This is a genomic window from Pseudomonas sp. ef1 (assembly GCF_007293365.2).
GTDB lineage: Bacteria > Pseudomonadota > Gammaproteobacteria > Pseudomonadales > Pseudomonadaceae > Aquipseudomonas > Aquipseudomonas siliginis.
This window is the reverse complement of record NZ_CM129815.1, coordinates 4,370,236-4,392,617: the sequence shown is the minus strand read 5'-3', so window position 1 is coordinate 4,392,617 and position 22,382 is coordinate 4,370,236. Positions and strand designations below refer to the sequence as shown.

Sequence of the window (22,382 nt, the reverse complement as noted above, 5' to 3'; positions counted from 1 at the left end):
TCTGCGTGGGAACGATCAAACAAGAGATCGCAGCCTTCGGCAGCTCCTACGCGTGCGCTCGTTTTACTCCCATAGTTTTTCTCTCGCGGGCAAATAGAGCCGCTAAATAATCAACGAAGCTGATATTCACCATTGCAAACCCTGAGTGGTTGCTTCGGATTTTTTGATTGATTCTGTGGCCATCGAAACCTTTGCCCACGGAGAACACCATGGCCAGCGCAATCCTCACTTCCGCCAAACGCGGCGCCTACCTGGCCATCGGTCTGTACCTGGCCGTGGTGCTGTTCGTCAGCATCGGCGCACAGATGGAACACAGCTTCGACGTCCCGATCGACGTCGCCCACCCCGGCATCCAGTTCGAACTGCGCTCGCAAAGCGCGATGGTCGACAGGGCCGAACTCGCAGGAGTCGGCGGCGCATGAAAGGCTACAGACTCTGGGTCATCGCCAGCCTCGCGCTGATGACCAACGGCGCCTCACTGTTGGGATTTGGCCAGGGCTCGGTGGGCGGCTTGGCCCGAGCCATAGAGGCCAACCACAACATCGCGCACAACATTGAACGCGCCAACACGCTGGGGCTGATGGCCGGCAATCCACCGGTCAAGGTCGCGGTGGATTTTCTCGGGCCGTTTGAAGTGGATTGCATGGCGCTGGGCATGTGCAACGCCCTGGCCTGACGAAGATCGTTCCCACGCTCTGCGTGGGAGTGCCTCAAGGGACGCTCCGCGTTCCACTGGGACGCAGAGCGTCCCCGGCTGCATTCCCACGCGGAGCGTGGGAACGATCAAAGGGACAAAGGGTTATTTTTTCATGATCGAGATGAACAGCTCGGATTCGAGCAAGCGCTGCAACCAGGCCTGCAAGCGAACATAAGGCGTGTGCGCGAACCACTTCCGATCAACATGAGCGAACTGGCGAATGAAAGGCAGCAGGGCGATGTCGGCGAGGCTCGGATGATCGGCCAACAAGTAGTCACGTCCTTCAAGCAGCTCATCCAGTTTCTGCAGAAACAACGCACCTTCAGCTCGATAAGCTTCCATCGGCTGCTCGGGGTAACGCTCGGCGTACTTGTAGCGATTCAATGCCGATTTGAAAATCTGATCATTACCCTCAATCAGTTTTTCCATCCACAGCGCTGCGAACGAGTCGCCGGCGAGCAACCAATCATCCGGATCATTCTGCGCCAACGCCCAGCGCATGATCTGCAGACTTTCATCAATCACCACACCATCGGCATTCAGCACCGGCACGGTGCCCTTGGGCGAGAGCGCGAGCATTTCCGCCGGCTTGTCCTTCAGGCTGACCTCAACGATCTCCACCGGCACACCCGCATAACGCAGCGCCATTCGCGCACGCATGGCGTAAGGGCAGCGGCGGAAGGAATACAGCGTGTTCATTTCACCTCCAGCGTACTCAAACCATTGCCCTGACGCCGCACCTGAATCTGCACCGGGATCCGTTCGTGCATTTCCTGCACATGGGAAATCACCGCCACCTTGCGTCCCTGCGCCTGCAAGCCATCGAGCGCGTCCATGGCCAGTTGCAAGGATTCCGGATCTAGGCTGCCAAAGCCTTCATCGATAAACAGCGATTCGATTTTCAGCGTGCTCGACGCCATCGAAGCCAGACCCAGCGCAAGGGCGAGCGAGACGAGGAACGTCTCGCCGCCCGACAACGAATGCACCGAGCGCAGTTCGTCGCCCATTTCCGTGTCCATCACCAGCAGGCCGAGCATGCTGCCGCCACGTTTGAGGCGATAGCGTTTGACCAGTTGGCGCAGCTGCGCGTTGGCGTGATGCACCAGCAGGTCGAGGTTGTAGGCCTGGGCGATCTTGCGGAAGGTGTCGCCGGTGGCCGAGCCGATCAAGGCACTGAGTCGCGCCCAGCGTTGATACTCGGCGTAGGCGTCAGCGATCTGCAGGGCCAACGTCTGATTGGCGTTCTGTCGGCGCTGGTCTTCCGCCTGTTCGGCGCGCAGTTCGGCGCACTGCTGCTCGCTGACGGCGAACTGGTTTTGCAGCTCGGCGAGGGCGCTGTCCAGCTGTTCCGCGTCAAGATTGCCGTCCTGCCGGGCCTGGTGATCGAGCAGGCGCTGATCGCGCTCTTGCAACAAGACCTGGGCCTGTTCGATGGCTTTTTCGTTGTGCTGAAGGGTCTGGCGCAGTTCGGCGACTTGCGCGTCGTCGAAGCGCAGCAAGTCTTCGAGGCCGCCGTCATCCAGTTCCGGATGGCTGGCGCGCCAATCAGCGATCTTGCCGGTGAGTGCCAGGTCTTCAGCTTGCAGTGCTTGCAGGCGTTCCTGTTGGGCCTTGAGCTCAGCGGCGATCTGCACCAGTTGCGTGCGCACGCTTTGCAGCTCTTCAGCGGTGCTGGTTTCGGCGCTGCGCGCCTGTTCCACGGCGTGTTCCAACTGCTGCTGCCAATGCTCGGCGCTGCTGTGCTCGCCAAGTAACTGCGCGAGTTTTTCCTGACAGCTTTGCTGCTGCTCGGTCAACGCCGTGAATTGCTGTTCGGCACTGTGCAGCTGCTGAGTGCGCAGCTGTTGGCGATCCTGTTCTTTCTCCAACGTCTGCTGGCGTTGCTGCTGTTCGCTCAGCTCTTCCTTTTGCTGTTCGAGCTGGGTCAAACGCTCGGCGATCTGCCGGTCCAGCTGCATGAACGTTGCCGCCGGCTCCAGGCGCAAGGCCTCAAGTGTGTCGGCGGGCAGCAGCGGGCCGAACGCGCTGAGTTCATCCTCAAGGCGCTGACGATCACTGTTGAGTTCATGCTGCTGATGGCTCAGCTGTTGCGCCGCTTGCTGATGCGCCACTTCAGCCTGACGCAATTGCTGCGATAAGCGCGCAGCGTCCTGTTGCAAGGTGAGCAGCGCACTTTGGCGTTGTTCGTCCTGAGTGATGCTCTGGTTCAACTGCTCGGTCTGGCGGCTGAGCCAGGCGTCGCGTTTGTCGGCGCCCTGATTGAACAGTTGCGCGGCCAGCGGATGCGCGTCGAGGCTCGGCGCCAGGGCTTGTTGCTGCGCCGCCAGTTGTTCCTGTTGCTGGAGCAATTCTTTCTGTTGTGCGATCACGCCACCGACTTCGCCGCGCAGTTCGATCAGTTTTTCCTTGAGCTGATCGACCACTTGCTGGGCGTTGGCCTGTTCGCTTTCATCGTGACGGCCAAGGCTTTGCAACAGCGCTTCGGGCTGGTGATAGGGATGCTCGTTGCTGCCGCAGACCGGGCAGGGCTGATCGTCCTGCAACTGCGCGCGCAACTCTTCGACACTGGCACTGCGCGCCAGCCTCTGACGTTCAAGCAGCTCGCGAGTGACGCTGAGGGTCTGCTCGGCGACGGTCAGTTCGGCCTTGGTTTTCACACCGTCCTGGGTCAGACGTTCACGTTGCTGCTGCGCGTCGAGCTGACGTTGTTGCAACTCGCCGCTGCGCTTGTCGAGATCCTGCTGAGTCGCCCACAAGCGCGACAGGTCTTCGATTGCGCGCAGCTGTTTGCGGTTGTCCTGCAGCAAGGTGCCGAGCAGGCCGATCTGTTCGGCCACCGCATCGGGCTCGGCGCCAGCCTCTTTGAACAGCACTTCCAGTTGTTGCTTGTGCGAGGCCAGTTGCTCAGCACTGCGCGCGGCGTTCTGTTCGAGGGACGCCAGTTCGCTCTGGCCTTTGTTCAAGCGGTTGCCGATCAGCATCAGCTGTTGCAGACGGTCGCGATAGGCGCTCCAGGCATCGCTCAACGGCGCCAGATGCGCACTCTGCTCAAGCTCGGTGGCGATGCGTTGCAAACGCTCGGCGACCTCAGCCTGTTTTTCCTGCAAGGCCTGAATCGCGCTCTGGCCATCCTTGAACGCTTGCTCGGCGGTTTGTCGGGCTTCGGCGCTGCTGGCAGTGTCCTTGATCAGACGGGCGAGGGTGCTTTGCTCTTCGAATGCCTGACGCAGCAACGGTGCGTTTTCGCTCTGGCGCTGTTGCGCTTCGCTCAGGGCGACTTTTGCTGCGTCGAGGTTTTGCGCCAGTTGCGTCTGGCGTTCGCCCAACGCGGCGTGTTGTTGGGTGTGCGCGGCAATCTGCGTCGCCAGTGGCGTCAGCAGCGCATCAAGCTCGGCCTTGCGCGCGAACAGATGGCGTTGCGGGCCAAGCTGTTCCAGACGCGTTAGTTTTACCCGCTCGCCGGCCAGTGCCTGCCATTGCTGTTGCGCGGCTTGCAGTTGTTCGCTGGCGGCCTTTTGCGCCTCTTGCAACAGACGCAAGTCCTTCAGCCAACCGTGTTGTTGCTCAAGCTGTTTGAGCTGCGCCTGTTGCGCCTTCATCTGTTGCTGCGCGGTGTTGAAACGCTCGTCGAGTTCGGCGCGAGCTTCCGGCGCCAAAGGCGTCACACCGGTAGCCTGATCCTGCAGCAGCTTGTGCGCTTCGCGGGCTTCTTTGGTCTTGTCGAAGGCGCGGCGGCCGAGACGGGTGTACAGCGCGGTGTCGGTGAGTTTTTCCAGCAGTTCACTGCGGTCGTTGTCGTCAGCCTTGAGGAACGCGCTGAACTCGCTCTGCGCCAGCAGCACCGCGCGGGTGAACTGTTCAAAGTTAAGGCCCAGCGCGGCTTCCAGCTGGGTTTTGTATTCGCCTTTCTGGCTGGCGAGCAGTTGATCCTGATCGATGTCGCGCAGGCTCTGCCGACTGGCCTGGAGTTTGCCGCCAGCCTTCTCGCGAGCACGATTGGCTTCCCAGCGCGCGCGATAGCGGCGGCCATCGACGCCGACAAAATCCACTTCGGCATAGCCTTCACCCGTGCCACGCCGCAGCAAGGTGCGCGGGTCACCAGTGGCGATTTCACCGTCAGCGTCGGGGACTTTCGCATCGCGACCGGTGTTGTTCAGGCGCGGCACGGCGCCGAACAGCGCCAGACACAACGCATCAAGCAGCGTGCTTTTGCCGGCGCCTGTGGGGCCGGTGATCGCAAACAGCCCGGCGCTGGCCAGCGGTTCGGCGGTGAAATCGATCTCGAACGGACCGGCCAGCGAGGCCAGGTTCTTCAAACGAATGGCGAGAATTTTCATGGCTGCTCGCCCTCCAGTTGCACGTCCTGCAGCAGTTCGGCGAAGTCCTTGAGCGTCTGGTCGTCGACCTCGCTGCCGTAATTGTCGAGCCAGGCGCGGCTGAACAATTCCTGCGGGGTGAGCTGGTCGAGTTCGATCAACGTGCTGCCGTCATCGCTGCCATCGACGCCGCGATTGCCGGCGTATTCAGCAGCGATGCGCACCAGACGCACGGCTTTGCCTTGCAGTGCGGTTTCCACTTGATGGCGCAGATCCGGCTGCGGCTCATCCAGGCGCACGCGCACTTCGAGCCAGGGCTGGCGCTGGGTTTCGGCGAGCAGATCGATGTTCGGCAGGTCGGCCAGTTGCAGCAGAATCTCGGCCAGCGGCGCCGGGCCGATGCGCTGCAGATTGACCGAGCGCGGGATCAGTTTCGGCTCGACGCTGACCAGAGTTTCACCGTCGAGGACCACATCGAGAATCTGATGCTGATAACCGATTTCGGAGAACGACAGCGGAATCGGCGAGCCGCTGTAGCGGATGCGCTCCTCGCCGTTGACCTTCTGCGGCTTGTGCAAATGGCCGAGGGCGACGTAACTGATGCTTTCGCCGAACAGGCTGGCGGGCAGCGCTTCGGCATTGCCGATGATCAGGCTACGCTCGGAATCCTCCGACACCGAGCCCCCGGCCATGTGCGCGTGGCTGATAGCGATCAACGCCTGCCCGGCCTGACGCTTGGCATTCGCCGCCGCGATCAGCCATTCATGCACCTGACCGATGCCGCGCAGATAGTTGTCACCCAGATGCGCGCCAGTGACTTCCGCCGGGCGCAAGAACGGCAGCGCCAGACACCACGCGGCGATTTCTCCCTGCGCATTCGGCAGCGGCAGCAACAAACGTTCGGCGTCGAGCTGCCCGTCATCCAGCCACAGCACCCGACCCAACGCGTGAGTACGCAAACGCCGCATCAACGGCGCCGGCAGTTCGATCCGCGAGCCGGAATCATGGTTGCCGGCGATCATCACGATGGTCAGCAACGGCTGCTGTTCGTGAGCGCTGACGATGAAGTCGTAAAGGCGTTCCTGAGCTTTGACCGGCGGATTGACCGTATCGAAGATATCGCCGGCAATCAGCAGCACATCCGGCTGCGCCAAGTGCAACTGGCGCAGCAGCCATTCGAGAAAACACGCGTGCTCGAAATCGCGCTCCTGGCCGTGCAGGTTTTGCCCAAGGTGCCAGTCGGAGGTGTGGAACAGACGCAAGGTGGACTCCGCATTTTGATCAAGAGGGTGGCCGCGAGGAACAAAGGGCGGCGAGAGGAGGGGAGTTTACTGGCAAATCACGCCCCTTGCCTTGTCGTGTGTCTGCTTGCACCGACAGCGGCGAATATTTCGGTAATCGGCCGATGCGGGTGGCGCTTGTGCATCTGCCGCACCAGCTCGCTCATCCGCAACAACTCTTCGCTCGGCTTGGCCCATTGCTCTTTCGGCAATGGCTCGGACCATTCGCGCATGACTTCCGGCACCGCCTGCTTGCCGATTCTTTCCAGCCGACGAATTTCCCATTCGAGCAGACGGTTGGGAATCGTCCATAGGGTCATGACGTGATACAGGTACCAGAAGAATCCCGAAAGCCGTGAGCGGCAGCCTTCACGTATCTGTTGATGCATCCGCGCGCGGGCATTGCGGAAAGTGTGCAGGCCTTCGTGGGGCGGGTCGTCCGGGCCTTGCAGGTCTTGCAGTTCCTGGATCGATTTGAGGTCGTTGACTTCGTACTCCATGTAACCGCGAATCGCTTCCCAGTGGCTGATCGCGAGCTCCAGGCCGGCGCATTGGAATTCGAGGCTGGTTAGGGTTTCGCCGTGATCAAAACCGATGCCCATGCCGTATTGGTGATGGACGCCGAACTGGCTGGCACCTTGGGCTTCGATAATCCAGGCGCTGAGCGATTCCCACGGGACGAAGACCGGTTCGGTCGCGCCCCGGGGCATGAAGCAGACTTCGCGGCGTTGACGGTTGAAGCGGGTTGGGATGAGGGAGAGGCGTTTTTTGTGGACGTGCTGCCAGACGCCCAGGTTAATACACAAAGAACAAAAAATGGTCAAAGAGCCCGTACCAATCAAAGCATCGAAAACTCCTTCGATGGCGCCGCATATGTCATTCCACCCCGAACCTGCCAGAAAAAACATAAAACCAGCAATTGCGGGAAAAAGGCACGTGATCATGAAGGTTGCACTAAAGGGCAACCCTACTGTTACCTGCCACATGAACACTTGCGGCGGTCCTATCCCGAATTCCATGTAAACATCATTGAACTCACCGATATGTGGGCCATAAGGGGGCATCGGTGTGGGCAGTGGCAACGGTGCGAGATAGGTGATCTTTCCGCTTGGAAACGGCTCTACATCGCCCGCTTTTCTGATCACCTCACATTGCGCATCAACAAGAGGCTCATTGTGATTATTCAGCATGGTCAGCCCTTCCGAGGTATTGATTTTCAACCAGCAGAACCATCGGGTTTTCCTTGGCCGACCCGGTAGCAACCACTGAGAAATGGCCGCCACCCCGAGGGTCTCCCACTTTGTCCAAGATCAACCGAAACATCCGCGTCCAACGCGGTCCTCTGTGGGAGCGAGCCTGCTCGCGAAGGCGCTCAAACAGGCAAAAAACCTCCCACCCTCTGGCCACAAAACTGCTCAACATCAGCACTCAGCTCGCCTGCAAACCTCAGCGAAAATCTGCGTAATCGGTCGATGCGGCTGGCGCTTGTGCATCCGCCGCACTTGTTCGCTCAGCCGCAACAACTCTTCACTGGGCTTGGCCCATTGCTCTTTCGGCAGCGGCTCGGACCAGGCACGCATGACTTCCGGCAGCGCCTGCTTGCCGATTCTTTCCAGCCGACGCACTTCCCATTCAACCAGGCGATTGGGAATCGTCCATAAGGTCATGACGTGATACAGGTACCAGAAGAACCCCGAAAGCCGCGAGCGCCGGCCTTCACGGATCTGCTGATGCATCCGAGCGCGGGCGTTACGAAAAGTGTGCAGGCCTTCGTGGGGTGGGTCGTCCGGGCCTTGAAGGTCTTGCAGGTCCTGAATCGATTTGAGGTCGTTGACCTCGTACTCCATGTAACCGCGAATCGCCTCCCAATGGCTGATCGCGAGCTGCAGGCCGGCGCATTGGAATTCGAGGCTGGTGGGGGATTCGCCGTGGTGAAACCCGATGCCCATGCCGTATTGGCGGTGGATGCCAAACTGGGTGGCGCCTTTGGCTTCGATGATCCAGGCGCTGAGCGACTCCCACGGGACAAAGACCGGCTCGGTGGCGCCTTGGGGCATGAAACAGACTTCGCGGCGTTGACGGTTGAAGCGGGTTGGGATGAGGGTGGCGCGGGTTTTGTGGACGTGGTGCCAGACGCCTAGGCCAATAAACAAGGCAATTAAACCCGTTGAGAAAGCCAATTTGTAAATGGCAAAAAAAATACCCTCAATGACTTCTTTAATGAACTCCCAGCTATCACCTAACAGAAGTCCTATAAACCCTCCCATCAGTGGATATAGAAACGCGATCATTAATGTGCCGCTGAATGGTCCGCCTAAAATGACTTGCCAAGAAAAAACCTCCAGTGGCCCTAAACCGAAATCCATATAAACGTCATTCAGTTCACCAATATGCGGACCGTAAGCTGGCATTGATGTTGGTAATGGCAAGGGCGCGAGATAGGTAATTTTTCCGCTCGGAAACGCCTCAATGTCACCGGTCTTTCTAGGCTGTCGAAGCGGGCGAGTTGCTAATGGATCATCGTGATTATTCAGCATGGTCAGCTCTTTCTAACAGGTGAGCCTCAACCAGCAAAACTGGAGGTTTTTCTTTGACCTGTTGGGGAGTAACAACCCCAAAATGACCCTCACCACGCGGGTCGAGGTGAATGACGCGAGTTCGAGATGCCCATTCACCTTTTTTATTCAATGTCTGAACGCACACAGCCAATTCCAGCGTTTCTTTCGCGGGAACAAATTCCGACCCGAGGCCCGCTGGATACTGGAGACAAAGTATCAGTCCTTCTGGGCTGGACTTCACGATGCGCAGGCTGCTTAAAATCTCGTCACTAATGACATCTCGCTGCTCTCGTGGTGCTCCTCGACTGTGCAGCGGAATTGAAATGCGGTGCGCGCCGATACCTAAACGGGAGGTTGGGTTGCCGCCAAACGGACGCAGCAGATCATTCAGCGTTAGGGTCGGCAATGCTAAGTGAATATCGCTGGGTTTGGCTTTGAATAACAGATCCTTCAGCCAAGAGTCGTACAGATTTGGGCCAAGCTGCGCGTAAGGTGCGTGAATTAAAAAAGCCAGATAACTTTGATAGTCATCAAGTAAGTGGTCGCCACGCATCTCGCTATCCCTACTCCACGGTGTGATTTTCAACCATTTATCGTGAGCACTGATGTTGTAGCGGCTGTACAGCAAGCTACCCCCCAGCTCTAGAACAGTAAAAAGTGCTCCAGCGAGATTGAAGCGGAAAAAGACGGTGGATAAACGTGTGCCAGCAGCGGCCCAAGCAGCTCTACGAGCGGCATTACTTGACGCCTTCAATACCTTGAATGTGGAGTGGACAGTGTTGGTCAAACCATAGCCACTAACTGATGTCATGCCACCAGCTCCCATCGTCGCCAATGCAGCTGCGCTTTGCGCCGAATGATTTCCACTGCGAACCGCCTGTTCCCAGTTTTTGCGCTGCGTGACAATACTGTTCGTAGAAGAAGCCAACCCTGACAAATATGTAAAAAAACCCAATCCCACATGCAATTTCCCCATCTGCACGTGCACGGTCTGTAAGGCATGGAGCTGAACGCTTGCCACTAGAGAAGCGCAGCGAACTTTTAACGCCGTATCAGCAAGACTTTGTGCGGCACTAAATCCCGCCGCTCCCGTTGCAACGACTGAATTCATCAACGAGGTCCACACTCTTTCATTTACAGCCTGCCTGCGCAGCTCCCGATAAACCCCCACCAAATTCACCACCTGCACCAACACCACCAACAACCCCATCCCCTCCGTCCGCACCAGACTCGCCTTCGAAACCCCCGCCACTCCCGCGCGAATGTTCTCCAACAACCCACGCAATTCCCCCTGCTGCGCCGGCGGAAACACCACCGTCAATCCCGCTTTCGCCGGGGTGGCGCCGTACAGCCGTGCCGAGCGATCCGGCAGTTCATCAATCGGGCTCAACGCCGCCGCGAGGCGGCCTTCGAACAAGGCCAGTTGCGTGCGCACGCGGACGATTTCCTGCTGCAATTCCACCGCCCGGGCAGTTTTGTGGCCCTGGCGGTTTTTGTTGTGGGTGAGCTGGTTGCGTTCGCGGTTGAGGGTTTTCAGGTAGTCCCGTTCGCGCAGCACTTCCTTGATCGTGGCTTGCAGCGCCGCTTGTTCCGCCGGGGTGGATACGGTGAAGGTCACGCCGCTGGTTCGCGCGGCGTCGAAGACGCGCAGGCGCAGGGCTTTGGGCAGGCGCTGGAACAGTTCGTCGAGGTCGGGGATTTTCTCGTCGGCAAGATCAAAACCTTCCAGTGCCCGGCTCAGGCCCAGGTTCAGCGCCGGGCTGTAGGTGTCTTGCACCGCATCGGCAAGAACGCGGCTGTGCGCGGGCAGATCGTCGAGGGCCGGCAGCTGCGGCTGCTCGATGCTCTGCAATTTGGCCAACCAGTCCGGCAGGTTGTTGAACATCGCCATGCCGGCGTTGAACAGCGTTGAATATTGCCCGGCCTGTTCAGTCTGCAAGCGCAGCGGCAAGGTGTAGAACAACGGGCGGGTCAGTTGCGGGTGTTGTTCGAGGTAATCGAGCATTTGTTCGTTGGCCGCATCGCTACGGCCGATGTCCTTGAGGCAGGCGTATTCGCTGGCGAGCGCCTGATCGATCTGCAGTTGGCCGTCGAAATACCACGCCGAGCGATGGAAACGCCCGGCGCACAGCAATTGCGCGCGGTCGGCGGTGATGCGTTCGAGCAGGCGATTCCAGCGTCCGAGGTTGTCGCGATGACTGTTGAGCACCTCGTCCATGGCCGGGCGGTCGATCAGGTCATTGATGCCGCGTTTGCCGCTGAGCAACGGGCCGTCGAGCACGTCTTTCATGCGCCGGCTCTGGTCCTTGCCGAGCTCGACCAGTGTGCTCAGATGACGCTCGACGAATTCGGCGGGGGCTACTTCGAGAAAATATTCGCGGGTATAAAAGCGTCGATCCGCCTCGGCGGTGACGCGAGCGTGCGCGGTGAAATCCGGGGCAACGCCGTCGAAGCGGTTCAGCGCCAATGACTCGTCCAGTGCCTTTTCGCGAAGCTGTTGCAACTCAGGCGTGGCTTCGACTGCAACTGGCTGGACCTCACCCCCCTTGTTCAAATACTCGAGCAGCGCCTGCCGGGTATTTTCCCGATCCGGCTCGGGCAATTGCTCCAGTTCAGCAAACAATGCCTGGGCGCGCGGATCGTCGCTGGCCTTGGCCAGGGTGTCGAAATCCTGAGCGCCGAGCTGGCTCAGCGACTCGATGTAACTGGCCAGCAGATAGTCGCGCTCGTTGTTGTCGGTGTTGCTCCACTGCTCGATCCAGCCGACTACCAGGTCCTGATAATCGGCCAGATCGCGCATCACCCCAAGGTCGTCGTTGACCAGCAGAAACAGCGTGTCGTCCTGATAAGGTCCGCGCACCCGACCAAGAAATTCGCCGATATGCGCCTCGCGAAAACGTCGTGGGTTTTCCCACAGATAGGGTTCACGCTCATGCTCCGGCGCATCGCTGACCTGCACCGTCGGCATCCGCGTGGCGTCGGCCTCGGCCAGCGGTTTCGCTGTGCAGGCCACTTCCGCCAGCCACTGTTTCGCCTGGGCCACGGTGAGCAGATGCTCGCCGCCGATCAGACAATGCACCGGGCCAAGATCGACCGCCTGCATGAAGTGCTCGCGCTCCTCCGCGCTGTCCAGCACCTGTCGGCATTTCGCCGCGCTCAACTGCACGTCGGCGAAGGTCACGTAGAGGGTGCTTTTGCGCGAGAAGATCAACGCCGGACGTTCTTCGATGGCGCTGCGCTGATCCTCGCTGACGCTTTTGCCGCGATGCAGCAATGCGCTGATGACACCTTCCAGCACGCGATATTCGTACAGCTCACCGTTGAGACTGTCGACGATGTACAGCCAACCGTCGCGCAGGCGGCGGATGCCCATGGGGCGCGTGGTCAGGGTGTACGGCAGCGTGAGTTCGGTGCTGGGGTCGAAGGATTTTTCCACCAAGCCGTACGCGAGGGGCAGCAGTTGCACGTGAGTGTTGCGCAAGGGGCAGGCGGCTGGCGCACCAATGGGCGCTTTCGAGGCGGCAGCTGCCGCGAGGTTGGCGGGGTGCATCATTGAGCACATTTCCCTGTGTCTGTTTGTGACAGAGAAATGTGCGTGTATCTGGAAAACGACAGCAGTCAGATCTTTCTGTGTTTTGCGTAGGAATCGAACACTCGGGATGAAACCTACAAGGGATCGTCTGAAATCTTACAGAGGTTACTTCGGATGAATCGTGAGTAGCTCGAAATGCGTATCCGCGGTCGCCAACCGACGCAGGGCAAACAGAGCCTTTAACAGGCGCATTGCCCGAGGATACGGGCTGTACCGCTCATCGAAACCGATTGTTCAACCCATCCATTGATTGACGCCAAAATAGTGGCCACCTAATATCATGCCGGCTGATGCGCCATTGTAGAGACGCCAGCGACTCTTTGCGCTTATCCGCGCCGCTGTCCGGCCGAGCATGGCACCTGATCAGATCGATTATTGCCCGTTACAGGATCTTCTACATGGACGTTCGTCGTACGTATTTCTCGCGCACCAGTCTCCTGCCCCTGTGGGCGAACTCATCAGTTCATTGGCATGCCCAAGCGCGGACAGACGTTCCTGCTGGCAAACATCATGGTCTTGCAGCCACTATGAGCGCAGTCCGATGGCATCGTCGTTGCCAATCCCAGTATCTCGCTGGATCGTGCGGGTAATGGAGCAGAACCAGGGACAAAACAAGTTCTGATAAACAGAGGTCTGTCCCCCCAAGGTCCCCCGCGGCGGAAAATCGTGTCTGGAGCCCATGCAATGCATCTGATCAACTCTTTACCCTTCGTCATCGACACTGAACCCTATGACGCGTGGAAGCAGCAATGGGCAAATCAGGAAGGCCTGGATATTCATTCGTATATCAACGACCAATGCCACCCGGAACAGATATTGATGTTTTCCACGTTGCTCTTCCCGACGTTCATCGTGTCTGAGGGAGGCGTGTTCCTGGAGCGAAATTTTTCAAACGAGACGTTCGCGCGCTGCGTGAACCTGGTCGCTGGCGACATGGCGGAGGTTGAGCGGCTTATGAATTATGTGAAGATTTATGAAGTTTTTGGCCAATACGGAAATGGTGTATCGCCCAGAATATTTCTTCAGCTGTGCGAGATGATCGGGTTTGCCTGGCGAATGGTGTTGAAGGAAAAATTCCCGGACACGTTATTCACTGTCGAGGTGTCGAACTCGGATGAGAATTACGGCCCGGTGGTTACGTTTTATCAGGTGAAACAATGATTGACCCCTTCCCAACGCTCGCTGATAAAAGATTTTTTCTTAATGTACCCACCTCAAGACCGTGGGCGAGCTTTTTACATTTCTTGAGTTGAGCCACCAATACAATGCCTAAATTTTCTTGTGTGTGCGGTCAGATAATCAATTTGTCTCATGGTACGTCCGAGTTAGAGTTTTCAATGGTTGCCGAGCGAAAGATAGATGAGCTGGGTGCTGCCTTGGCAGATCGTTGGTTGTCTGAGGAAGAGTTCTATCAGCAGATAGGTGCGAGTGCTACTGCTGTTTATCGCTGCAATAAATGCGAACGACTACATATTGATCAAGGTGGCGGAAACTTTTCTTCCTATATCAAGGAAGTATGATAGGGCGCGCCCACATGCTTTCGGGGAAAGAGTGGGAGCTGGATTGTTCACCAGCAAGAGGCTTCAAATGGACTTTTCAATTGCGGAGTACGGAGCGGTCGGCCCTTTGAATGGAAAGTTGTCCAGGGGTCAAGTGCGCGAGATTCTTGGGCCCGGTTTCGAAGTGTTCTGGAAAACAACTGACTCCTTGAATGCTACCGATGCTTATATTCAGCTCGATCTTCATGTCTACTACGACGAGCGAGATATAGTTAAAGGGGTAGAGTTTTTCGAAAGAAGCACGGTGTCCTGGAGCGGGCACAAGCTGGTAGGCGAAACATCCACGGACGTGTTGGCTTTGTTTCGTCGCCATGGTATTGACCCCGTCATTGACGATGACGGATTTGAAGTCGGTGAGTTGGGGATGGGGTTTTACGTTGACGATGACGACGACTTGATCACCACTTTATATATCAATCTGCGCCGCGAAAATTCATTCAACGGCATCGTGCTCTAACAGGAGCCAGAGATGATCATCTGCCCAAGATGTCAGCAGGATTACATTGTCTGTGCCCATGTCAAGGCCACTGGGAAAGAGTTATTCATGTGCCCAGAGTGCGACGCTACCTGGTTTTCAGTTGAGGCGATCGGCGTTGCGCCTTTTCTGGACTTTGGGACTTATATGGAAAGCATAGGCTTGTCGATGCTGTGGGACGAGTTGGACATTGTTTCCGGTTCAGAAGACTCAAGAAATGACAGTGTCTGATCCGGCAATGAAGTGAGGTTGTTATGAAGGAGTTGTTCGGTCAGCCATACCGCCAGTCAGACCCTTATTGGATTGTCAAAGGGTATTTTGACAGGATTTATGATGATGGCCGTTTCATCGAGGCAGCCGGCTATATTGTTAAGCGTTGGGGGTTCAGTGTTGATGGAGCATACTGTAACTTCCCTGATGTAAATAGCTCATTTGAAGAGGGTCATTTCGAAGGAGTGGAGTTTTCTTATGGGTATCCCTCTAGCGATGCAGACACAATTGTTGTCAGTGAAGAGGTTTGCATGGAATACCTTCGGCTAGTTTGTGATAAATACCTACAGCGCCATCCTGAAAGTAACGCTGAAGTAGATGTTCTCTTAAGTAGGAGCTATATCTGATAAGTAGAAGCGTTCCATTTGTCTAGCGCAGCTAAAAGTTATCCGATCAAGAGAAAGTTGAAAGATGAATGATTTCGAGTCAGTAAAGAAACTGATCATCCAGTTGGTTAAAGATAAAGCCGGTGATTTTGATGGTGACAGTTGGGAAGCTGATTACAAGCTGAACTGGGAAGACGAGTTAGCGGAAAGGCTAGCAAACGCTTTCTACAATATGTCCAGAGCGGCATCCGCCAAGGAAAATGCAGACGATGTCATGTTGAAAGTTGCGCTGATGAATTCACGTGTGGACTTCATGGATCTCGCCAATTTTTTCAGGGATATTTTCGACGATTTGGATGCACTGCTGCGCAAGCCAGTCTGGCCGGATATTCCAGAAGGATTTGATTATCAGGGCTACCACCAGTGAGTTATCCATAGGTGCAGAATGCGACGACATCGGGTCTTTAGTAAGGGGCGCGGGCGTCAAGCCTGACCATCTTGGAAGGACTCGCGCATCTTTCTTGGTTCAGGAGATCCCGGAAAAAATGACAATGGTATTTAGTTTTTTAAGTCGCGGTGATCTCGGGTTGATTCACGCTGGCATGTCCCGAGAAGAATCAAGGAAGGCGCTTGGTGGTCGGTTTGAGGCGTTTTACAAAGCCGAAGATTCGACAGTACCGACCGACGCTTACGATGATTTAGGCGTGCACGTTTACTTTGATGAGCGCTACCGGGTCTTTGGCGTTGAGTTTTTGAAATGGAGTGAGCTTGTTTGGGACAACCAGAAACTGGTCGGTGAGAATGCGCTTGTGGTTCGACAGTTTTTGGCCAAGCGAGGAGAGGTTCTGGTTTTCAATAATTCAGGCTTCAGTGTCACTGGCGTGGGTTTAAGGTTTTATGTGCCTGATTTCGGGGGAAACGACGCCATCGTTGAGGCTGTCTATGTAGAAGTTGGTGGCGCATGAGGAGAGGCGCGGGAAACAAATAGCTTATGGATTGGACATCTCAGAGGAACTCAGCTTCAGTCGCAATCTGGAGGTTTTACAGTGATTACCGAAGACATAAAGATCGTCCAAGAGATCTTTCAGGTGGTCGAAGCCGGCATCGTCCATGGCTATGACGCGTTCCGTTATGGCGTGGAGTTGGGGGAGGGCTACATCGAGACGGAGCTGTGCGTTGAGAAAGATGGCGTCGAGGACTGGAACGCTGAAACTGATATTAACGGGGCGATTATCCTTCGTTTGGTCGACCAGCTTCAGGAAAACGCAGTCAAGCGTGGCGAGCCATGGAAGTCATTTGTCCTCTCCTATCGAGAAGGCGAACAAGTCACAACGAAATTCGCATATTGATTCCAGACTTTTCAGACCAAAAGATCGCAGCCTTCGGCAGCCCCCTACACAATCCGTAGGGCCTGCCGAACGCTGCGATCTTTTGCTTTTACTTCGGATAAAGCGGCGGCAACCCACTCTCACCCACCGGATCCTGCACACGCTCGGCGGCTGGAATCGTTCGAATCGCCCGCCACAAATCCTCACCCTGCCAATGCTGCCCGGTCTCGCTGTACAGCGCGCCGTTCAGCCCATCCAACGCGTCCGACAACGGCACAAACCGCGCGGCCATGTCTGCCAGTGTCTCCGGCTGCTGCCGCGCCCAGGCGTCCAGTGCCTGGCGGGTGGCGTGGGGGTCGTTGGCTTGGCTGGCGCGTTTGATGTCGTCGAGCAGGGTGCGTGGGCTCGGGCCGGTCTGGGCGGCGCGGTGGATTGCCGGTTGCCAGCGGGCGCGCCACCAGAGGCCGAAGCCGAGCAGGGTGGTGCAGGCGAGGATCAGGGTGCTGAGTTTCCACCACCACAGGGTGTCGTTGTCGGGCGTGCTCGGTTGCAGGGTGCCGGCCGGGGTGTCGATTTGCAGGCTGGGGTTGTTCGCCACTTGCAGGGTGCGCGCGGGCAGGCTGGTGTGTTCGAGGTGGTCTTCGAAGGTGTTCCACCAGACCACGTCGACGGTTGGCAGGTCGATCGCGCCGCTGCGGCTTGGCACCAGTGCTTCGCGTTCTTCGCGGCTGCCGATGATGCCGCGGTCGCTGCTCTGGTTGCTCAGCACCGGTTGGTCGGGGTAGCGGCGCAGGCCGTTGACGTCGGTGGCGGGCAGGGCCGGCAGTTGCGAGCTGGCGAGGCCTTCGACTTTCAGGGTCAGGCTGCGGGTGAGGGAATCGCCGACCTGAGTGTGATCCGGTTCCGGGCTCCAGCTTTCGCTGAGGCTGAGGTTGCGCGCCGGCAGCCATGGTGCATCGACCGGGTAGGTCAGCGGTTTCGGTTTGACCGTCAGCGGAATCGACGCCGAGCTGACGCGCATCAGTTTGCCGGGCTTCGGCCCCGAGGCATCTGCCGATGGCGCGGTATCGACCAGCGTGGCGCTGAACGTCTGCGGGGCGATCGTCAGCAGACCGCTGTGTTGCGGATAGATCGCGTAGCGCATCTCGATCACGCCGTGGCGCAGACCGTTGATGTCTTTCTCGTAGGTGCGCGTGTCGCCAAGTTGTTCGATGCGCGCATCGGCGATTTGCAGCGGGCTCAGGCTGCTGTCGTCGTACAGCGAAACTGAGTGATAAATGCGCAAAGTCAGGATGGCCTGGGCCTGCACGTAGACGCTGGTCTGGTCGAGGCTGGCTTCGATGAACACCGGATCGAGGCTGTTGTTGTCTTCGCGGTTGTCGCTGGCGATCACCTGCACGGTGATCGGCTGGCTCTGTGCTTCGCCCAGTTGCAGCGGCGGAATCACTACGCTGCCATTTTCTTTTGGCAGCAGGGTGATGATCCAGCGTGTGGTCGCGCGATTGTCGCCGTTAAGGGTGTTGAGCTGGTTGACCTGGCGCGTGCCGCGCACTTCGAACAGCGCTTCCAGCGCCGACAGATCGGGCTTGCCGAACTGGGTGACGTCGTCAGTTTCGAGGGTGAGCTCGACCGTCTCGCCGGAGTTCAGGCGACTGCGATCCACGCTGGCGGTCAGCTCGGCCGCCTGAGCGGTTGCCGTGCAGATCAGCAGGGGCAGCAAGAGAGCGGTGAAGCGGGTCATCGGTTGTTTTCCTGATCCTGATGTTGTTGCTGTTCGTACCAGAATTTGCGCCTGAGTAGTTCGCCCGGGTCGTCCGGGATCTTGCCCAGCCATTGTTCGAGCGCCTGACGCTGCTCGCCTTCGATGTTGTTCTCGCTCGGGCGCAGGGTCGGCACCGTGTCGGTTTCCTCTTCCTCGTTGCTGCCGGGGATTTCATTGGGGCCTGGCAGTGGCGGGGCGGTCGGCGGCGGTTCGCTGGCCGACTCGGCTGGTTGCGCCTCGCTCTGGGTTTCGCTGCTCACCGCCGGAGGGGGCGCGGTGGTGGGCGAAGGCTCATCGCCGGGCAGACTTTGTTCGTTGGGCTGGTTGTCCGGTTCGGGCGGCGGCGGGGCGTTTTTCTGCTTCAGCAGGTTTTCCACCAGCGCCTTGTTGGTCTGCGCCGGACGCAGATCCGGTTGCAGTTCCAGCGCCTGTTCGTAGGCGTCGATTGCTGCTTCCAGCTCACCGCTTTTCGCCAAAGCGTTGCCACGATTGTAGTGGGCGCGGGCATCGCTGCCCTCGGCGAAGCGCTGAGCGGCGCCACTGTAGTCGCCGGCCTCGTACAACGCCACCCCTTGCCATTGATGATCGTCAAAATGCTGCGCGGCTTCGGCCGGGCGCTTCTGCTTGAGCAGGTGCAAACCCTGCTGGTCGGGGCGCAGCCACAAGTCTTCGAAGTCGAAAGCGTAGCTCGGTTGCGGCAGGCACCACAGCAGCGGCAGGCAGAACAGCCAGCCACGGCGCCCGGCACAGGCGGCGAGCAACAGCAGCGGCAGCAGCAGCCAGTAACCCTGATCGGCCCACGTGTCGAGGCGCACGGTCTGGCCGTCGTCGCGCAGGCTGCGCGGGCCGTTGAGCAGGCCAAGTGCGCCAAGATCGGCCTCGTCGAGACGCGCAGGGTGATACTCACCGCCCACGCTGTTGAGGAAAGTCGCCAGGCCGGGACTGTCGAGTTGCGGCACGCGGATCGCGCCTTGCTCGTCCTTGAGGAAACTGCCGTCCTCCTGGGCAATCGGCGCACCTTCGGCGGTGCCGATGCCGAGCATCAGTAGCTGCGTCGATTCGCCATTCAGAGCACGGCGAATGCCGCGCCGTTCCTCTTCATTGAGCGACGAACCGATCAGCAGAATCCGTCCCTGTCCCAGCGCACCTTGCTTGAGCAACGCCAGCGCCTTGTCCACGGCCAGATCGGCGCGGTGGCCGGCTTCCGGCATCAGCGATGGCTTGAGCGCGTCGAGCAGGTTGCGACTGGTGGCCAGATCATCCGACAGCGGCACCAGCGTGTGCGCGCTGCCGGCATAAACGACGATGGCCGTCTGCGCATCGCTGCGCGCCTGCAACAGGTCGAACAGCTTGCGCCGCGCCTGTTCGAGACGCGTCGGTGGAGAGTCGGTGGCGAGCATCTCCGGGGTCAGTTCGAGCACCACCACCAGCGGGTCAGCGGGTTTCTGGCTGGTCTGTTCGACGCGCTCCCAGCTCGGCCCGAGCAAGGCCAGGATGGTCAGCAACCACGCCACACCAAGGGCGATCCACGGCAGTTTGCTCTGGCGACCGCTGCCGCCACTGAGCAGCGCAGCGTGAAATGCCGGCGGCAGAATCATCTGCCAGCGACCGGCGCGTTTCTGTCGGTGCCAGAGTTGCCAGAGCAGCCAGCCGAGCAGCGGCAACAGCAACAGCCACCAAGGGCGGAACCAGTGCGGCCAGAGCGCGATCATCGGCGCCTCCGCAGGCGCAAACGCTGCAAGCGCTCACGCCAGTCCGGCAGCGGACTTTGTAAATACAGGTGTTTGGTAAACAGGCGTTGCAGCGGATTGTCCGGCCACAGTTCGCGGACGACCAGCAACAGGCTCAACCACAGCGCCAACGCCAGCGGCCAGTGATACAAGGCTTGCGCTGGGCGTGCCTGAGTCGGTTGCTGAGTCACCGGTTCGAGCTGATCGAGGGTGTCCTTGATCGCTTGCAGCTCTTTGCCGTCATGGGCGCGGAAGTACTGGCCGCCGGTGATTTCGGCGATGGCCTTGAGTGCCGGCTCATCCAGATCGAGGCTCGGATTGACCCCGAGCAGGCCGGTCGAGCCGCTGTCCTCGGGATTGGCGCCGATGCCGATCGGATAGATTCTGACGCCTTCGCTGGCGGCCAGTTTTGCGGCGGTCAGCGGATTGATTTCGCCGCCGTTGTTGGCGCCGTCGGTGACCAGAATCAGCACGCGACTTTGCGCCGGGCGCAGACGCAGGCGTTTCAGGGCCAGACCGATGGCATCGCCGATCGCGGTGTTTTTGCCAGCGATACCGATCCGCGCTTCGTCGAGCCAGATGCGAACGGTGCGCCGGTCAAAGGTCAGTGGTGCTTGCAGGTAGGCCTGACTGCCAAACAGGATCAAACCGACGCGGTCGCCGTCGCGGCTTTCAAGGAAATCGCCGAGCAAGTGCTGCACCAGCGACAGGCGACTGACTTCTTCGTCCTGCCACTGCATGTCGGGAAAATCCATCGAACCGGACACGTCCACCGCCACCAGCAGATCACGGCCACTGGCGGCAATTGGCAGCGGCTCGCCGAGCCATTGCGGGCGGGCGGCGGCGATCAGCAGGATCAGCCACAGCAAGATAAACGGCGCCTGCTGCCGCCACGCCGGCAAGTTCGCACGCGCGCGGCGGCGGGCGAGGCCTTCGAGGTCGGCGAGGAAACTGACTTTCAGCGCCGGCTCGCCGCTGTCGGCCACCGGCAGGACCAGACGCATCAGCCACGGCAGCGGCAACAGCACGAAGATCCACGGCCAGGCGAACTCAAACATGTTTGCGAATCCACGTGTCGACCGCTTGGGTCAGGCCGGCGATGGCTTTGTCGTCGAGTTTGCATTCCGGTTTGTACGCGCCTTCAACCAGCACCATCCAGCGCGTCAGGCCGGCAGCGGGGCAGCGGTTATCGAGGAAGGCCAGCCATTTGCGCCCGTTGAGGGTGTGGCTCTGGCTGTACGGATAGTGGTTGCGGCACAGGCGTTTGAGCAGGCCGTTGAGTTGTTGCAGCCAGGCGCCGGCGGGTGCACCGTCGTAGGGTTTGGGCATTTGCGCCAGTTCGGCGAGCGCGGCGATGCGCACCGGGTCCAGCGGTTGCTCGGCGCGCACCAGCGGGCGTTTCTTGATCGGAATGAAACGTCGCAACTTCCACACGGCAAAACCCAGCAGCGGCAACAGCAGAAGCAGCAGCCACCAGCCCGGCGCCGGCGGCCAGAAGGCAATCGGCGGCGGCGAGATCAGCGGTTGCAGTTGTTCGAGGCCGTTCATCGACCTTTCCCCGGACGCTGCGGGTTCAGGAACTCGCGCATCTGCTCGACCATTTCGCTCTGCGTGCTCAGCGGCATCAGCAACACCCGCAGCTTTTGCGCGAGCAGCTCCCAGCGAGCGATGCGCGCTTCGGCCTGAGCGCGGTAGGTTTGGCGCAGGTCGAAGTTCAGCGTGTCGATCTCCAGTTGTGCGCCACGTTCGGCGAAGCGCAGCAGGCCGGCGGCGGGCAGGGCATGATCCAGCGGATCGGACAGCGGCAACATCAGCAGATCGCAATGCCGCGCCAGCAAACTCAACTGCTGCTCGGCGCTGTCGGACAACGCGCGTTCGTCGCAAATGACGATGGCCAGACTGCCCGGACGCAGCACTTCCCGCGCGCGGCGCAGGGCCACGCCGAAGGCATCGCGATCCGGCTCGCGCTCGCTGTGCAGCGACTGATTGACCTTGACCAGACGGTTGAGCAATTGCAGCAGGCTCTGCTTGCTGCGCCGCGGCTTGATTTCGTAGTGCTCGTTGTCGCCGAACACCAGCCCGCCGACGCGATCGTTGTGCCCCAGCGCGGCCCAGCCGATCAACGCTGCAACCTGCGCCGCCAGCACTGACTTGAACATCAGCCCCGAGCCGAAAAACAGCCGCGTGCTTTGCTCGACCATGATGAAAATCGGTCGCTCGCGCTCTTCGTGGAATAGCTTGGTGTGCGGTTCCTGCGTGCGCGCGGTGACGCGCCAGTCGATGGTGCGCACGTCGTCGCCAGCCTGATAGACCCGCACCTGATCGAAGTCGACGCCACGGCCACGGAATTTCGAGTGATGCAGGCCGATCAGCGGGCTGCGCTGGCTCGGCGTGGAAAACAACTGTACCTCGCGCACGCGGTGACGCATCTCGATCAGCTCGGCGAGGCTGATGCGGATACCGGGTTCGGAGGGCAGGGCGGCGTTCAT

Annotated in this window: 21 protein-coding genes; 10 read left to right on the top strand and 11 right to left on the bottom strand. The window is 59.1% G+C overall.

Going from position 1 to position 22,382, the window contains the following annotated elements; translation table 11 throughout:
* The first annotated feature begins 209 nt into the window (after positions 1-209).
* Together FEE99_RS19865 and FEE99_RS19860 are read left to right on the top strand one after the other, a co-directional pair.
* Positions 210-422, top strand: coding sequence for a hypothetical protein (locus FEE99_RS19865; protein WP_041480073.1), 213 nt, complete (start codon positions 210-212; stop codon positions 420-422).
* Positions 419-676, top strand: a complete 258-nt coding sequence (locus FEE99_RS19860) for a hypothetical protein (protein WP_039763921.1) — start codon at positions 419-421, stop codon at positions 674-676. The genes FEE99_RS19865 and FEE99_RS19860 overlap by 4 nt, the downstream gene beginning before the upstream one ends.
* A gap of 123 nt (positions 677-799) precedes the next feature.
* Here FEE99_RS19860 and FEE99_RS19855 read toward each other — a convergent pair whose 3' ends face one another.
* From FEE99_RS19855 to FEE99_RS19830, 6 genes are all read right to left on the bottom strand, one after another.
* Positions 800-1,396: a glutathione S-transferase gene (locus FEE99_RS19855; RefSeq protein WP_041480074.1), complete on the bottom strand. Its 597-nt coding sequence runs from the start codon at positions 1,394-1,396 to the stop codon at positions 800-802.
* Positions 1,393-5,034: an AAA family ATPase gene (locus FEE99_RS19850; RefSeq protein ID WP_041480075.1), complete on the bottom strand. Its 3,642-nt coding sequence runs from the start codon at positions 5,032-5,034 to the stop codon at positions 1,393-1,395. Before FEE99_RS19850 ends, FEE99_RS19855 begins: the two co-directional genes overlap by 4 nt.
* Positions 5,031-6,275, bottom strand: coding sequence for an exonuclease SbcCD subunit D C-terminal domain-containing protein (locus FEE99_RS19845; RefSeq protein WP_041480076.1), 1,245 nt, complete (start codon positions 6,273-6,275; stop codon positions 5,031-5,033). The genes FEE99_RS19850 and FEE99_RS19845 overlap by 4 nt, the downstream gene beginning before the upstream one ends.
* Before the next feature lie 77 nt (positions 6,276-6,352).
* Positions 6,353-7,513 (bottom strand): hypothetical protein, encoded by a 1,161-nt coding sequence (locus FEE99_RS19840; protein WP_237143778.1) that lies wholly within the window; start codon positions 7,511-7,513, stop codon positions 6,353-6,355.
* A gap of 201 nt (positions 7,514-7,714) precedes the next feature.
* On the bottom strand, positions 7,715-8,830 hold the full coding sequence (locus FEE99_RS19835) for a SoxR reducing system RseC family protein (RefSeq protein ID WP_221264763.1): 1,116 nt from the start codon (positions 8,828-8,830) through the stop codon (positions 7,715-7,717).
* On the bottom strand, positions 8,820-12,401 hold the full coding sequence (locus tag FEE99_RS19830; protein WP_335340682.1) for a toxin VasX: 3,582 nt from the start codon (positions 12,399-12,401) through the stop codon (positions 8,820-8,822). The genes FEE99_RS19835 and FEE99_RS19830 overlap by 11 nt, the downstream gene beginning before the upstream one ends.
* 726 nt (positions 12,402-13,127) lie before the next feature.
* Here FEE99_RS19830 and FEE99_RS19825 point away from each other — a divergent pair.
* The 8 genes from FEE99_RS19825 to FEE99_RS19790 all read left to right on the top strand — a co-directional run bounded on the left by FEE99_RS19825 (position 13,128) and on the right by FEE99_RS19790 (position 16,422).
* Positions 13,128-13,604, top strand: a complete 477-nt coding sequence (locus FEE99_RS19825; RefSeq protein ID WP_041480078.1) for a hypothetical protein — start codon at positions 13,128-13,130, stop codon at positions 13,602-13,604.
* 176 nt (positions 13,605-13,780) lie between these two features.
* Entirely contained in the window at positions 13,781-13,963 is a 183-nt protein-coding gene (locus FEE99_RS19820; protein WP_081932607.1) for a hypothetical protein, read from the top strand.
* Positions 13,964-14,030: 67 nt separating this feature from the next.
* Complete coding sequence (locus FEE99_RS19815; protein WP_081932609.1) at positions 14,031-14,459, top strand: hypothetical protein; 429 nt, start codon at positions 14,031-14,033, stop codon at positions 14,457-14,459.
* Between the two features lie 12 nt (positions 14,460-14,471).
* Entirely contained in the window at positions 14,472-14,708 is a 237-nt protein-coding gene (locus FEE99_RS19810) for a hypothetical protein (RefSeq protein WP_221264762.1), read from the top strand.
* Positions 14,709-14,731: 23 nt separating this feature from the next.
* Positions 14,732-15,094 carry a ribonuclease toxin immunity protein CdiI gene (gene cdiI, locus FEE99_RS19805; protein ID WP_041480080.1) on the top strand — a complete coding sequence of 121 codons (363 nt, stop codon included), beginning with the start codon at positions 14,732-14,734 and terminating at the stop codon, positions 15,092-15,094.
* Positions 15,095-15,158: 64 nt separating this feature from the next.
* A complete protein-coding gene (locus FEE99_RS19800) occupies positions 15,159-15,500 on the top strand; it encodes a hypothetical protein (protein WP_039763943.1) in 342 nt (113 codons plus the stop codon).
* Positions 15,501-15,618: 118 nt separating this feature from the next.
* A complete protein-coding gene (locus FEE99_RS19795; protein ID WP_041480082.1) occupies positions 15,619-16,038 on the top strand; it encodes a hypothetical protein in 420 nt (139 codons plus the stop codon).
* 81 nt (positions 16,039-16,119) lie between these two features.
* Positions 16,120-16,422 (top strand): hypothetical protein, encoded by a 303-nt coding sequence (locus FEE99_RS19790; RefSeq protein ID WP_041480083.1) that lies wholly within the window; start codon positions 16,120-16,122, stop codon positions 16,420-16,422.
* An 88-nt stretch (positions 16,423-16,510) separates the two neighbouring features.
* On the opposite strand, the gene FEE99_RS19785 is transcribed toward FEE99_RS19790, so the two are convergent.
* From FEE99_RS19785 to FEE99_RS19765, 5 genes are read right to left on the bottom strand one after another with little or no spacing between them, the layout of a single operon-like run.
* A complete protein-coding gene (locus tag FEE99_RS19785) occupies positions 16,511-18,142 on the bottom strand; it encodes a BatD family protein (protein WP_041480085.1) in 1,632 nt (543 codons plus the stop codon).
* Positions 18,139-19,875: a vWA domain-containing protein gene (locus tag FEE99_RS19780; RefSeq protein WP_041480086.1), complete on the bottom strand. Its 1,737-nt coding sequence runs from the start codon at positions 19,873-19,875 to the stop codon at positions 18,139-18,141. The genes FEE99_RS19785 and FEE99_RS19780 overlap by 4 nt, the downstream gene beginning before the upstream one ends.
* On the bottom strand, positions 19,872-20,951 hold the full coding sequence (locus FEE99_RS19775; RefSeq protein ID WP_041480087.1) for a vWA domain-containing protein: 1,080 nt from the start codon (positions 20,949-20,951) through the stop codon (positions 19,872-19,874). Before FEE99_RS19775 ends, FEE99_RS19780 begins: the two co-directional genes overlap by 4 nt.
* Positions 20,944-21,441, bottom strand: a complete 498-nt coding sequence (locus FEE99_RS19770) for a DUF4381 domain-containing protein (protein WP_041480088.1) — start codon at positions 21,439-21,441, stop codon at positions 20,944-20,946. Before FEE99_RS19770 ends, FEE99_RS19775 begins: the two co-directional genes overlap by 8 nt.
* The gene (locus tag FEE99_RS19765; protein ID WP_016774988.1) at positions 21,438-22,382 is read right to left on the bottom strand and encodes a DUF58 domain-containing protein; all 945 of its coding nucleotides are present in this window, start codon (positions 22,380-22,382) and stop codon (positions 21,438-21,440) included. Before FEE99_RS19765 ends, FEE99_RS19770 begins: the two co-directional genes overlap by 4 nt.

What these genes read in the sequence shown, in the direction of transcription:
- FEE99_RS19765 (WP_016774988.1), bottom strand. Translation starts at nt 22,382, where the DNA reads ATGAACGCCGCCCTGCCCTCCGAACCCGGTATCCGCATCAGCCTCGCC.
- FEE99_RS19865 (WP_041480073.1), top strand. Translation starts at nt 210, where the DNA reads ATGGCCAGCGCAATCCTCACTTCCGCCAAACGCGGCGCCTACCTGGCC.
- FEE99_RS19770 (WP_041480088.1), bottom strand. Translation starts at nt 21,441, where the DNA reads ATGAACGGCCTCGAACAACTGCAACCGCTGATCTCGCCGCCGCCGATT.
- FEE99_RS19810 (WP_221264762.1), top strand. Translation starts at nt 14,472, where the DNA reads ATGATCATCTGCCCAAGATGTCAGCAGGATTACATTGTCTGTGCCCAT.
- FEE99_RS19855 (WP_041480074.1), bottom strand. Translation starts at nt 1,396, where the DNA reads ATGAACACGCTGTATTCCTTCCGCCGCTGCCCTTACGCCATGCGTGCG.
- FEE99_RS19830 (WP_335340682.1), bottom strand. Translation starts at nt 12,401, where the DNA reads ATGCACCCCGCCAACCTCGCGGCAGCTGCCGCCTCGAAAGCGCCCATT.
- FEE99_RS19800 (WP_039763943.1), top strand. Translation starts at nt 15,159, where the DNA reads ATGAATGATTTCGAGTCAGTAAAGAAACTGATCATCCAGTTGGTTAAA.
- FEE99_RS19795 (WP_041480082.1), top strand. Translation starts at nt 15,619, where the DNA reads ATGACAATGGTATTTAGTTTTTTAAGTCGCGGTGATCTCGGGTTGATT.
- FEE99_RS19825 (WP_041480078.1), top strand. Translation starts at nt 13,128, where the DNA reads ATGCATCTGATCAACTCTTTACCCTTCGTCATCGACACTGAACCCTAT.
- FEE99_RS19785 (WP_041480085.1), bottom strand. Translation starts at nt 18,142, where the DNA reads ATGACCCGCTTCACCGCTCTCTTGCTGCCCCTGCTGATCTGCACGGCA.
- FEE99_RS19780 (WP_041480086.1), bottom strand. Translation starts at nt 19,875, where the DNA reads ATGATCGCGCTCTGGCCGCACTGGTTCCGCCCTTGGTGGCTGTTGCTG.
- FEE99_RS19835 (WP_221264763.1), bottom strand. Translation starts at nt 8,830, where the DNA reads ATGCTGAATAATCACGATGATCCATTAGCAACTCGCCCGCTTCGACAG.
- FEE99_RS19860 (WP_039763921.1), top strand. Translation starts at nt 419, where the DNA reads ATGAAAGGCTACAGACTCTGGGTCATCGCCAGCCTCGCGCTGATGACC.
- FEE99_RS19775 (WP_041480087.1), bottom strand. Translation starts at nt 20,951, where the DNA reads ATGTTTGAGTTCGCCTGGCCGTGGATCTTCGTGCTGTTGCCGCTGCCG.
- FEE99_RS19850 (WP_041480075.1), bottom strand. Translation starts at nt 5,034, where the DNA reads ATGAAAATTCTCGCCATTCGTTTGAAGAACCTGGCCTCGCTGGCCGGT.
- FEE99_RS19815 (WP_081932609.1), top strand. Translation starts at nt 14,031, where the DNA reads ATGGACTTTTCAATTGCGGAGTACGGAGCGGTCGGCCCTTTGAATGGA.
- cdiI (WP_041480080.1), top strand. Translation starts at nt 14,732, where the DNA reads ATGAAGGAGTTGTTCGGTCAGCCATACCGCCAGTCAGACCCTTATTGG.
- FEE99_RS19820 (WP_081932607.1), top strand. Translation starts at nt 13,781, where the DNA reads ATGGTTGCCGAGCGAAAGATAGATGAGCTGGGTGCTGCCTTGGCAGAT.